This is a genomic window from Rhodobacter sp. P2_H5 (assembly GCF_056403335.1).
This window is the reverse complement of the sequence record NZ_JBFUFS010000022.1, coordinates 51,917-63,425: the sequence shown is the minus strand read 5'-3', so window position 1 is coordinate 63,425 and position 11,509 is coordinate 51,917. Positions and strand designations below refer to the sequence as shown.

The window sequence follows — 11,509 nt, the reverse complement described above, 5'->3', positions numbered from 1 at the left end:
ACCCATAACCCTCAATCGCAAAAACGCGCTGTTCGCGGGCCATGATGAGGGCGGCCACACCTGGGCACGCATGGCCTCGCTTATTGAAACCTGCAAGCTGAACGCTGTCGACCCTTACGCCTACCTGCGTGCAACCCTGACAGCTATCGCCAACCGCTACCCGGCGTCCCGCATCGACGACCTCATGCCCTGGGCATTCCAAAAGCAGTCAAGCTGAAACCCATACGGGTGTCAGCCACCGCTTACACTGCATGGGCGGCGCGCGGGCGCTCAACGCCGCCGCGGCCTATCCCGACCGGATCCGCGCCGCCGCCAGCCTGCACGGCGGCAACCTCGCCAGCGAGGCACCCGACAGCCCGCATCTGGCCGCCGCGCAAATCACCGGAAAGGTCTATGTCGGCTGCGCCGGCGTCGACGGCAGCTTCCCGCCCGCGCAATCCGCCCGTCTCGCCCAGGCCCTGCGCGAGGCCGAGGTCGACCATGTGATCGAAAACTACAAGGGCATGGACCACGGCTGGTGCGTCCCCGACAGCGCCGCCTCGAAACCCTGCTCGCCGAAGCTTTCTGATCCCGGCTTCATCCAGAGAAAAATATCCTCGGGGTGGCCCGGGAGGGGCGGAAAGCCCCTCACGGCAGGGGGGTTCGGGGGGGCTGGCCCCCCCGACTACCCGGCCAGGCCGCTCAGGACCGGTTGAACCGCCACTGCGTGACCTGCTCATAAGTCTCCCCCGGCTTCAGCTCGATCGAGGGGAAGCCGGGATGGTTCGGCGCGTCCGGCCAGTTCTGCGCCTCGATGGCCAGGCCCTCGTAGATCCCGCGCCCGGGCCGCACCGCCGCGCGTCCGTCATAGACCTGGATGCCCGCTTCGGTGGTGGCGATGGTCATCTTCAGGCCCGAGGTCCCGGTCAGCCACAGGACGTCGCGCAAGCCTTGCCGCCCGCCCGAGAGGCAAAAGTTGTTGTCCAGTTCGGTGTCGCCTTGGGTGATCTTGCGGCCGCGGCGAAAGTCCATTTGGGTGCCCGACACATCGGCGATCTCGCCCGTGGGGGCGAAGGTCTCGGTCACCGGCAGATAGGTGGCCGCCGCGATCTGCAGCGTGTGGCCGGCCCAGTTCTCGCTGCCGTCCATGTTCCAGTAGCTGTGGTTGGCCGCGTTGAAGAGGGTCAGCGCATCGGTGGTGGCGCGCACCTCCATCTGCAACCGGTTGCCCGGCAGGACCGCGAACCGCGCCTCGACATGGCGGTTGCCGGGGAAATTGCCCTCGCCATCGGTCAGTTCCAGCGCCAGCGTGACCGAGGTCGCATCGGCGGCCACAATCGCCCAGATCTTGTGCTGCGTCCCCGCGGCGCCGGCATGCAGGGTATGGATGCCGCCCTGGTTCTTCTCGAACGCATAGGACTTGCCGCCGATCACCGCCTTGCCGTCGGTGAAGCGGTTGACCACCGGCGCCACCAGCGAACCGTGATGGCGCAGCTTGCCCTCGTAATCGGTCAGCAGATCCGAACCGAGCGTCAGGTCATGCGCCACGCCCTCCAGCCGGACCGACTGCAGCGTGGCGCCCTTGGTGAGGATGGCGGCCGAAAGCCCCTCGCAGGTCAGGGCGATGCGGTGCACCTCGATGCCCTCGGCCGTCTTTCCAAAGCTGGTGATATTGGCTGCGGACATCGCGGCCCCCCTGATCCTGATGCGTGGCGTGATGGCATCTTGGTGCAGGAGGACCGTGGAAGCGTCAAGGTTTATCGTGGGTTGCACAGGTCAGAAGGCTGTCGGTCAGCGCGGTCAGCAGTTGTTCATAGGCATCTGCGCTTTGATCCAGCATCGAGCCCACCGGATCCAACCCGGGGCCGACGAAGACCGCTGTGCCCTGGGCCAGGTTGGTAATCAGCGCGGGGTCGTGCTGCGCCTCGGGGAAGGCGCAGGCGATGGCACCGCCGGCGGCCATGCTGTGAAGCTCGGCGATCCGCGCGGCGCCGGGCGGGGCCGCGTCGCCCGCGGCCAGCCCGCCCATATAGGCCAGGTGGTAAGTCTCGGCGAAATAGCCATAAGCGTCGTGGTAGGTCACGAAGGGCGCCTTCAGCGCCGACAACCGGCTGGCGAGGTCCTTGTCGAGGGCGGCAAGCCGCGCCTGCGCCTTTTCGGCATTGGCCTTGTAGGTCGCGGCATGTTCGGGGTCGATCCCGGCCAGCCGGGCTTCGATCAGGTCGATCCAGACCTTGGCATTGCCGGGCGAAAGCCAGGCGTGCGGGTTCAGCCCGCCCTGGGCATAGTCGCGCCGCTGGGTCGCCGGATCGTCCAGCAGGGCCAGGCTTTGCAGCGCCGGGATCGAATGGCGCGCGGTGTCGAGGCCCGGCGTCAGCTCCGGCCCGACCCAGACCAGCAGGTCGGCCGCCGCGAGGCTGCGCATCTGGCTCGGCCGCAGCTGCATGTCATGTTCATCGCCGCCCTTGTCCAAGAGCATCCCGGGCGTGCCCAGATCGCCCATCACCTGGGCCACCAGGGCCGCGACCGGCGGAATATCGGTCTCCACCTTCGGCACTTGGGCGTTCGCAGCGGAAGTCAGCGCCAGCACGGCAGGGCAGGCGGCCAGCAAGAGGGAAGCAAGAATACGCATATTGGGTCTTTCGCTTGGGATGCGGTCTGTGTAGATTGTTATAGTATAACATGTCAATGAATATGTTATACTATAACGCCCATGCGCAGAGGATGCCCGATGCACGACCATGCCACCGCCCCCGATTGCCCCGGTTGCAGCCAGCCCGACCTTGCCTTCGCCCCGCATGACCATGCGCGCTGCGCGGATGACGTGATGGCCCTGGCCGAGGCGCAACTGGCCGAGGGCGGGCAGAGGCTGACCCCGGTCCGCAAGCGCACCCTGCAGATCCTGCTGGAGGCGCACCGTGCCATGGGCGCCTATGACGTGCTGGAACGCCTGGCGGCCGACGGTTTCGGCAATCAGCCGCCCGTTGCCTACCGCGCGCTGGAATTCCTGGAGGAGCAGGGCCTTGCCCACCGCATCCGCCGCCTCAACGCCTTTACCGCCTGCATGCATCCCGGCGAGGCGCATGCCCCGGCCTTCCTGATCTGCCGCGCCTGCCATGCCGTGGCCGAGGCGCCCGGTCGCGCCATCGGTGCGGCCCTGGCCGAGGCTGCAAGCGGGATGGGCTTCACGGTCGAACGCGCCACGGTCGAGGCCCTGGGCCTTTGCCCGGGCTGCCGCGACCTCGCCGGACCCGAGGCCGATGGCGCGCGGATCGCGCCTGCGGGCGCCGGGCGCCGGGGGCTTGCCTGATGCTGATCAGCGCCACCAATCTGAGCGTCCGCCTCGGCGGCACGGATGTCTTGTCGCAGATCTCGTTGAGCGTCGATGCGGGAGAGATCGTCACCCTGCTGGGTCCGAACGGCTCGGGCAAAAGTACGCTGTTGCGCGCGCTGTTGGGCATGGTGCCCCTGGCGGGCGGCTCGGTCACCCGAGCGCCGGGCCTGCGCGTCGGCTATGTGCCGCAAAAGCTGGCGATCGACCCGAGCTTTCCGCTCAGCGTGCGGCGCTTTCTGTCGCTGCCGCGCCGGGTGACCGATGCCGAGGCTGAGGCGGTGCTGGCCCGTGTCGGCATGGCAGGCTGCGGGGCGCGGCCTCTGGCAGGCCTGTCCGGCGGCCAGTTGCAGCGCGTCATGCTGGCGCGCGCCCTTCTGGGCCGGCCCGGGCTTCTGGTGCTGGACGAGCCGACCCAGGGCCTGGACCAGCCCGGCGAGGCAGCCTTTTACCGCCTGATCGCCGAGGTGCGGCAGGAAACCGGGGCGGCGGTGCTGATGGTCAGCCACGATCTGCATGTCGTGATGGCGGCGAGCGACCGGGTGATCTGCCTCAACCACCACATCTGCTGCGAGGGCACGCCCCGCGTCGTCTCCGAAGCGCCGGAATATCGGGCGTTGTTCGGACTGGGTACCCAGGGCGCGCTGGCATTGTACCAGCACCGGCATGATCACAGCCATGATGACGGCCACGACCATGCCCAAGAGCATGAGCACGAGCACAAACACGACCACGACCACAAACACGACCGTGAGGACCACCACCATGCTGGATGATTTCCTGATCCGGGCCGGGCTGGCGGGCCTGGGTGTGTCGCTGGCGACCGGGCCCTTGGGCTCTTTCGTCTTGTGGCGCCGGATGGCCTATTTCGGCGATGCCACCTCGCATGCGGCGATCCTCGGCGTCGCCTTGGCGCTCGCCACCGATCTGCCGGTGCCTTTGGGCACGCTGGCGGTGGCGGTGGTGATGGCGGTGACGGTGGCCACGCTGGCGGCGCGCGGCTGGGCGGTGGATACCACGCTGGGGGTCCTGAGCCACGGCGCGCTGGCCTTGGGTCTGGTGGCGATCAGCTTTGTGCATGGCGTCCATACCAGCCTCGAATCCTACCTTTTCGGCGATATCCTTGCGGTGACCAGTGGCGATCTGGCCTATATCTGGGCCGGGGCGGCGGCGGTTCTGGGCCTGCTCTTCTGGCGCTGGCAGGCCTTGCTGACCTCGACCCTCAACGCCGATCTGGCGCAGGCCGATGGCATCAATCCCGACCGCGAAAGGCTGATCCTGACGCTGGCTCTGGCCGTGGTGGTGGCGGTGGCGATGAAGGTGGTGGGCGCGCTGTTGATCGCGGCGATGCTGGTCATTCCGGCCGCTGCCGCGCGGGCGGTGTCGCGCGGGCCCGAGCAGATGGCGGCGCTGGCCGCGGCCTTCGGGGCGCTGGCCTGTCTGGCCGGGCTGGCGCTGTCCCTGTGGCAGGACACACCCGCCGGGCCCTCCATCGTGACGGCGGCGGCGGGGGTCTTTGCACTGGCCGCCCTTTTTGGCCGGATGCGCCGGAACTGAGGCGGCTCAGTCCACCTGACCGGGCAGCACCAGCCCCTCGTCCACCGACAGATCGGGGCTGGGCTTCAGGGCAAGCGCTAGGGTGCTTTCGGGCACTGTGGCCTTGCTTTGGTCGAGGTAAACCTCGGCCTGCGCGCCGGTCCTGGCGCCTTGCAGGGAGATCGCCAGCGTCACCGGGCCCTCGGCACAATCCTGCGGCAGGGCAGAGGCGTCAAGCTGGGCCGCACCCTTGGACAGATCCGCAGCGACTGACTTGCCGCATTGCGCATAGGTGGCGCTGACCGCGACCTTGCCCGCACCGATCACCTTGGCGGTCAGCAGAAGCGGGCTGGGCAGCGCCTCGTAGGTGGCGGTGACCTTCGGGTCAGCGCTGCCATTTCCCTTGCCAAGATAGCCCACCGCGCGGACGGAATCGTAAAAGCCATAGGTGCCGCTGGTGCTGGCGCAGGGGGCGCCGGATTGCTGGCTGCGGGCATCGGTGCAGGCGGCGGGCAGACGCTCGGCATAGGACCGGGTGCCCAGAAACCGCGCCGGGGCCAGCATGCGGCGGCGGGCGAGCGGGTCTGGCGCCCCGGTGTCGAAGCTGAGGAGCGCCACCCCCATCGGCGGCACCACGACCGCATGTCCGTTGAAGCCCATCTGGCGCGGGGCATCGTCCTGCGGCCCCAGCACATCGACGCGGCCCTGATCGACCGATGCGCCCTTGGGCAGGCCCGCGATGGCCAGCGGCACTTTCAGGGCTGCGGTGCTTTCGTTCCACAAAAGCACCGAGGCCCTTGCGCCGTTCACCCCGGCCAGCCCGTGCAGACCCGCCTCGGCAAGCCCCGTCGCGCCAAAGTCGATCCGGCTGCGCCAGACCGGCAGCGCCATGAACATCTGCAGCACCGGATAGCGCACGCGGGGTTGCAGGCTGCCCTGCACATAGGACAGGAACCCGTTCTTGCCGCCGATCCAGTAGGAGAGGCAGACATGCTGCACATCCGACGCCCGCTCCATCTGCGCCAGATCCGACAGCATCAGGACGGCGGCCTGATGGTCCAGCCCCTGGGCCAGCTTGCCCTTGAGCAGAAGCTTGCCGTCCAGACTGCGCTTCAACACCGTGGGGCCGTATTGGGTGAAGATCACCGGCGCGGTCTTGGCCGGGCTATCCGGCAGATCGGCCAGAAAGCCGCGCGATCCGGCCAGTTGGCGGCCAAAGGTGCCGTTGAAGCTGTTGAACGAGATGAAATCGACCGGCGCCACACCGGGCTTGGTCAGCTGGCCCAGCACCTCGTCAAAGAAGACCTTGCCCGAGGCGGTGGGCTTGGCCGGGTCAAAGTCGGCGGCGATCAGACTGCCGATGCCGAGCCTGGCATAGGGGCCCATCCGCGGCCCCATCTCCTTGCCATAGGCGGTGTACAAGGCCACCGTATCCTCCGCCGCCTTGGAGCGTTGGGTGGCATCGCGTTGGGCAAAAGCCGCGTCGCTTTCGCCTTCAAAGGCAGGATTTCCCGCGACATCCTTGCCCTGCAGGACGCCGGCCAGCGTGTGGCCCGGCTCGTTCCAGAACGACCACAGGATCGGGTAGGGATGGTTCACCGCCGAGGTCCAGGCCCCGATGAACTTGGCCGTGCCGGCGAAATCGGTGGGCGAGGGGTCGGTCGCCGGGGCCTTGGCGCTTTCGACCTGATATTGTGCCGGGGCGCCGGTCATCTGGATCAGCTGGGCCACGCCCATGTCGCCCAAGGCCTTGGTGAAATCCCACAGCCACGGCGCCGGCTTGTCCAGCGTCTTGACCGGTCGGGTGGAATTGTCGCCGGGCGTGCTGAACACCTCGTCCAGCGCGGGCAGGGGCTTGGCGCCCGAGAGCGAGATCCAGTGGTCGAACTCCAGATCGTTGCACATGAGACCCGGGCCAAGCTCCTCGACCTGGGCCAGCGACTCCTTCAGCCCCTGCAACACAAAGGCCGAGGCGACGCCGATCTTGGATTTCAGGTTCGGGTAATATTCGACAGCCGAGAAATCGAGGCTGACCTGCCCGACGCCCGAAGGCTGGGCAAATTTCTGCGCCCCAAGCGCTGCTTTCGCCGCCAGCGTGTCGCCTTCTGTCGTGGCATCGGCCCATGCGGGACAGGCCAGTGGCAGGGCCACAGACAAAAGCAGGGCGGCAAAGGGCTTCATCAGAATGCTCCGGGCTGGGATCGTCAGGTTTACCATGATCAAAGCATCTAAACCGCGCCACGGAAACGGCCAGTGCCGTTCGGGTGATCGGCTTTTCTTGGCTCATGTCGTTTTCGTCCGTTCCATGTCGCCCAGCCTTGCTCGTTGGCGGGGTCATCAGGCACATATGATCCAAAATCCCATTCGGAGTCGCCGCGATGAAAACCCATGTCAAAGCTCTGGTCGTCGGCGGTGGTGCCGTTGGCAACGGCATCGCCTATCACCTGGCCAAAGCCGGCTGGGATACGATGCTGGTCGAACGTGACGAGCTGACCTCTGGCTCCACCTGGCATGCGGCGGGGCTGCTGCCTTTGTTCAACATGTCCTACGCGACGACCCACATCCACAAATACTCGGTCGATTTCTACAAGAGCCTGGAGGCCGAAACCGGCCTGAACGCGGGCTTCGCCGTGGTGGGCAACCTGCGCATGGCGCAGCGCCAGGAGCGGATGGACGAATACATGCTCTATTCCTCGGTGGCCGAGACCGCCGGGGTCTACCACGAATTCCTGTCGCCCAAGGACATCAAGGACCGCTGGCCGCTGGTCCGCACCGATGACCTGATCGGCGCGCTCTATCACCCGCAGGATGGCTACATCAACCCGGCCGACGTGACGCAAGCCATGGCCAAGGGCGCCCGCCAGCATGGCGCCACCATCGAGCGCAAGATCCAGGTCGACGGCTACCGCTGGACTGGCTCGGAATGGATCGTGTCCTGCACGAAGATGGTCGACAAGGGCGGCAACCTCGTCCCCTCGGACGAGAAGTTCGAGATCCATGCCGAACATGTCGTCACCGCAACCGGCAACCATGCGCAGCGCACCGCCCGCCTTCTGGGCATCAAGACCCCGGCCATTCCGGTGGAACACCAGTTCATCGTGACCGAACCCGACCCGATGCTGGTCGAATACCGCAAGAACAACCCCGAACACCCGGTGCTGCGCGACGCCGATGCCAAGTGGTATGTCCGCGAAGAGCGCGGCGGCTGGATCCTCGGGCCCTATGAAAAGGGCGCCCCGGCGCGCTTTGAATACAATGTGCCCGACAGCTTCCGCGCCGACCTGTTCCCCTTGGATCTGGAGCGAATCGAGGCGGAATACATGTCGATGATCCACCGCATCCCCTCGTCGGAAGTCGTGGGTCTGAAGGACGATTTCAACGGCCCGATCTGCTACACGCCCGACGGCAACCCGCTGGTCGGCCCGGTGCCGGGCCTGCGCAACATGTGGATCGCGGAAGGCTTCTCCTTCGGGATCACGGCTGCCGGCGGCACGGGCTATTACCTCGCCCAGATGATGGTGAACGGCGAGGCCGAGATCGACATGGCCAGCCTCGACCCGCGTCGCTACGGCAGCTGGATGACCACCGAATATGCGGCGCGCAAGAACGAAGAATGCTATGACCACGTCTTCATCCTGCACCACCCCGATGAAGAGCGTGAGGCTTGCCGCCCGCTGCGCACCACTCCGGTTTACGACCGCCAGAAGGCGCTTGGCGCGCAATTCGGTCAGGTCAACGGCTGGGAACGCCCGAACTACTACGGTCCCATCGACGCGCCCGCCGATTTCGACCACAACGCCCGCAGCTTCCGTCGTGGCGGCTGGTGGCAATATGCCGTGGACGAGGCCAAAGCGATCCGCGAGACCGCCGGCCTGATCGACGCTTCGGCCTTCACCAAGCATCTGGTGCGCGGGCCGGGGGCGACGGCCTTCCTCGACTGGTTCACCTGCAACGCCCTGCCCAAGGTCGGCCGCATCAACCTGACCTATGCCCTGACCCCGCAAGGCACCACGCGGACCGAATACACAATCGTGCGCAATGGCGAGAATGACTACTACCTGGTCTCGGCCGGCGCCTGGACGGCCTATGACGCGGACTACCTGCGCAAATCGGCCGAAGATTTCATGGGCCGCGGCGGCGCCTATCTCGACATCCATGACGTGACGACCCAGTGGGGCGTCTTCGCCCTCGCCGGCCCGAACAGCCGCAAGATCATGGCGGAGCTGATCAAGGACGCCGAGCCGGAAACCGCCTTGTCAAACAAGCGTTTCCCTTGGCTCTCGGCCCGTAGGATCGAGCTTGGCATGTGCCCGGTCAACGCGATCCGCGTGGCTTACACCGGCGAACTCGGCTGGGAACTGCACCACCCGATCGAGATGCAGCGCTACTTGTGGGAGCAACTGCTGAAGGCTGGCGCCAAGCACGGGATGAAGCTGGTCGGCGCCCGGGCGCAAAACTGGCTGCGTCAGGAGAAATCCTACCGCGCGTTTGGCAACGAACTCGGCCGCGACGCCTCGCCTTTGGAGGCCGCTCTGGACCGCTTTGTTGACCTGAAAAAGGACTTCCAGGGCAAAGAGGCCATGCTGGCCATCGGCATCCGCTCCAAGTGCTGCACCCTGCTGATCGACGGGCCGTCGGACACCGATCCGTGGGGCAAAGAGGCGCTTTTGCTGAACGGCGAGAAGATCGGCCGTCTGACCTCGGGCGGCTATTCGGTGGCCTTCGGCAAGCAGATCGGCATGGGTTACGTCCGCCCCGATCTCGCCGAGGTCGGCACCAAGCTGAAGGTCCGGATGAACCGCGAGCTTTGGGATGCCGTGGTGGTTGAGGACAGCCCGTTCGACCCGTCGAACGCCCGCATCCGGATTGATGGCTAAGACCTTCTAGCCGTTCTAACCTACAGTTCTGAAAAGAGAAACATGGCGGCGGATCACTCCGCCGCCCCCGACTTCGAAATTGAAACATGGCGGCGGATCACTCCGCCGCCATGTCTGTTTGCCGGTTATCGGTCACGATATAGGCGCAGGTTCCGCAGGCTTGCGGGCCGTTCTGCGCATACCACCGGCACGTGCCGCGGATGGTGCAAGCGGGGAGGTCTGTTGCGAGGGGAGCGCCCGGGACCTCCATCTCTTTCATCGCGCGGTCGATCACGCCGCAGCGTGTTCCTGTCCATTGACTGCAGCCCGAGGTCTGGCACGGGCTGGTGAAGCGCATCCGCGCCTCGGGCGCGCCGCGCAGGCGGACCGCAGCCAGGAAATTCTTGTCCACCGGCATCAGGGTGCGCAGGTTGTGGATCTTGCCGTCCAGCCCCAGCACGCCCAGAAGCCCGCTGCCCGGCGTGGCGGGGGCAGAGGGGCAGGCGTGGCTGGCAGGCCGGGCGGCGGCGGGCTCGTCGCCGCCCGGTTCCATCACATGCGCCCCGCGGTTTGCAGGAGGCCGCGGCCGAGGGCTTTTTCGCCCTCCAGCAGGCCTTCGAAATCCTGCCGCAGGATGAAGCCCCACCATTCGCGCGGAAAGCGGAAGACATGGGGCTTGTCCAGGTTCAGACCCGCAATATGGGCCAGGGCCACCTTCTGGATATCGGCGTTGAGGGCGGCTTGGGCGTCCTTGGACAGGGCAATATCGCCCAGATCGACGACAAAACGTGTCATTTCAATCTCCGGTGAAAAAGCGCCGCGCGGTAATGGGTCCGCGCAGACAAAGCCTGCGCCTTGCCCCTGTCAAAGGCGAGTGAAAGGCGCGTTAAACTGCGTCAAATCGGCCGGGGCGCTAGCGGCGGTGGCTGGCGAGCCAGGCGGTGAACTGGCTTGCGGTGCCGGCATAGACGTTGAGATCGGTCGGTCCGCCGATGCCGGGCACCTCACCGGTGCCGGAATATTGCCAGAAGAGCCAATGCTGGCCGGGGAAGCGGTCCGAGGGGTGGGCCGCGACCGAGCGGAGCCAGAAATCCACGCCGTTCATCTTCCACAGCTCGTTCTCACGGTAGAAATCGACCGTGGTGTAAAGGATCGGGCGCTGGCCATAGGCGCGGCCGACGGCCTTGAGGAAGACCTGCGCTTCGGCCCGGACCAGCTCTGCCGGACGCTTGCCGGGGCAGGTCGGCGAGCGCGGGGTCCATTCGACATCCAGCACCGGGGGCAGGGCGCCCGGGCTGCGCGGTACATGGGCGATGAACCAGCGCGCCTGTTCGGAGGCCGGGCGGCAGTGGTAGAAGAAGTGATAGGCCCCGCGCGGCACGCCTGCGGCCTCGGCCCGGCGCCAGTTGAAGACAAAGGCCGGGTCCTCGTGGTCGCCGCCCTCGGTCGCCTTCAGATAGGCGAAGTTCACCCCGTTGGCCTTGGCCACCGGCCAGTCTACCGCGCCCTGCCAGACCGAAATGTCGATGCCATGCACCTGATGGCTGGAGGGCGGGTTGCCCTTCCAGTCGACCGGATGGCTTTCGCCAAAGTTGGGAGGCGTGACGGTGAACCCGTTCGAACTGCGGCCCGGGCCAGGCTCGGACCGGGGGGTGTTGCGGGGGCCACAGGCGGAGAGGCTCGCCACAAGGCCAAGGGTCAGCAGGAACAGGCGCAATGCGGGGCGGGTTTGAAATCTCATGCCGCAGTTTGCCGCGCGGCGCGGGCTTTGTCACGGTGAAGCGCGGGCGGGCTGCGCAAAATCGCT

General features: G+C 66.6%; 12 protein-coding genes. 6 read left to right on the top strand and 6 right to left on the bottom strand.

Features of this window, described 5'->3' with window-relative positions; translation table 11 throughout:
* The coding region (locus AC1DVR_RS20665; RefSeq protein WP_478002505.1) for a transposase domain-containing protein at positions 1-217 on the top strand (217 nt) is incomplete at its 5' end.
* 34 nt (positions 218-251) lie between these two features.
* Positions 252-695, top strand: coding sequence for a dienelactone hydrolase family protein (locus tag AC1DVR_RS20660; protein ID WP_478002504.1), 444 nt, complete (start codon positions 252-254; stop codon positions 693-695).
* On the opposite strand, the gene AC1DVR_RS20655 is transcribed toward AC1DVR_RS20660, so the two are convergent.
* A complete protein-coding gene (locus AC1DVR_RS20655; RefSeq protein WP_478002503.1) occupies positions 682-1,665 on the bottom strand; it encodes an aldose epimerase family protein in 984 nt (327 codons plus the stop codon). The two genes, AC1DVR_RS20660 and AC1DVR_RS20655, sit on opposite strands and share 14 nt — an antisense overlap.
* Before the next feature lie 64 nt (positions 1,666-1,729).
* Complete coding sequence (locus tag AC1DVR_RS20650; protein ID WP_478002502.1) at positions 1,730-2,611, bottom strand: zinc ABC transporter substrate-binding protein; 882 nt, start codon at positions 2,609-2,611, stop codon at positions 1,730-1,732.
* Positions 2,612-2,710: 99 nt separating this feature from the next.
* Here AC1DVR_RS20650 and AC1DVR_RS20645 point away from each other — a divergent pair, with 99 nt between their 5' ends.
* Genes AC1DVR_RS20645 through AC1DVR_RS20635 form a run of 3 tightly spaced genes read left to right on the top strand, consistent with a single transcriptional unit; the run spans position 2,711 to position 4,867 of the window.
* Positions 2,711-3,289: a Fur family transcriptional regulator gene (locus AC1DVR_RS20645; RefSeq protein ID WP_478002501.1), complete on the top strand. Its 579-nt coding sequence runs from the start codon at positions 2,711-2,713 to the stop codon at positions 3,287-3,289.
* Complete coding sequence (locus AC1DVR_RS20640) at positions 3,286-4,086, top strand: metal ABC transporter ATP-binding protein (protein WP_478002506.1); 801 nt, start codon at positions 3,286-3,288, stop codon at positions 4,084-4,086. The genes AC1DVR_RS20645 and AC1DVR_RS20640 overlap by 4 nt, the downstream gene beginning before the upstream one ends.
* Positions 4,076-4,867: an iron chelate uptake ABC transporter family permease subunit gene (locus AC1DVR_RS20635; protein ID WP_478002500.1), complete on the top strand. Its 792-nt coding sequence runs from the start codon at positions 4,076-4,078 to the stop codon at positions 4,865-4,867. The genes AC1DVR_RS20640 and AC1DVR_RS20635 overlap by 11 nt, the downstream gene beginning before the upstream one ends.
* A 6-nt stretch (positions 4,868-4,873) precedes the next feature.
* Here the strand turns inward: AC1DVR_RS20635 and AC1DVR_RS20630 are convergent, their stop codons facing one another.
* The gene (locus AC1DVR_RS20630; protein WP_478002499.1) at positions 4,874-7,027 is read right to left on the bottom strand and encodes a hypothetical protein; all 2,154 of its coding nucleotides are present in this window, start codon (positions 7,025-7,027) and stop codon (positions 4,874-4,876) included.
* Positions 7,028-7,224: 197 nt separating this feature from the next.
* Between AC1DVR_RS20630 and AC1DVR_RS20625 the strand changes: the two genes are divergently transcribed.
* Positions 7,225-9,723: a GcvT family protein gene (locus AC1DVR_RS20625; RefSeq protein ID WP_478002498.1), complete on the top strand. Its 2,499-nt coding sequence runs from the start codon at positions 7,225-7,227 to the stop codon at positions 9,721-9,723.
* A 97-nt stretch (positions 9,724-9,820) separates the two neighbouring features.
* On the opposite strand, the gene AC1DVR_RS20620 is transcribed toward AC1DVR_RS20625, so the two are convergent.
* The 3 genes from AC1DVR_RS20620 to AC1DVR_RS20610 all read right to left on the bottom strand — a co-directional run bounded on the left by AC1DVR_RS20620 (position 9,821) and on the right by AC1DVR_RS20610 (position 11,443).
* Entirely contained in the window at positions 9,821-10,255 is a 435-nt protein-coding gene (locus AC1DVR_RS20620) for a hypothetical protein (protein ID WP_478002497.1), read from the bottom strand.
* Positions 10,255-10,497: a hypothetical protein gene (locus AC1DVR_RS20615; RefSeq protein ID WP_478002496.1), complete on the bottom strand. Its 243-nt coding sequence runs from the start codon at positions 10,495-10,497 to the stop codon at positions 10,255-10,257. Before AC1DVR_RS20615 ends, AC1DVR_RS20620 begins: the two co-directional genes overlap by 1 nt.
* A gap of 118 nt (positions 10,498-10,615) precedes the next feature.
* Entirely contained in the window at positions 10,616-11,443 is an 828-nt protein-coding gene (locus tag AC1DVR_RS20610; RefSeq protein WP_478002495.1) for a glycoside hydrolase family 25 protein, read from the bottom strand.
* Positions 11,444-11,509: the final 66 nt, after the last annotated feature.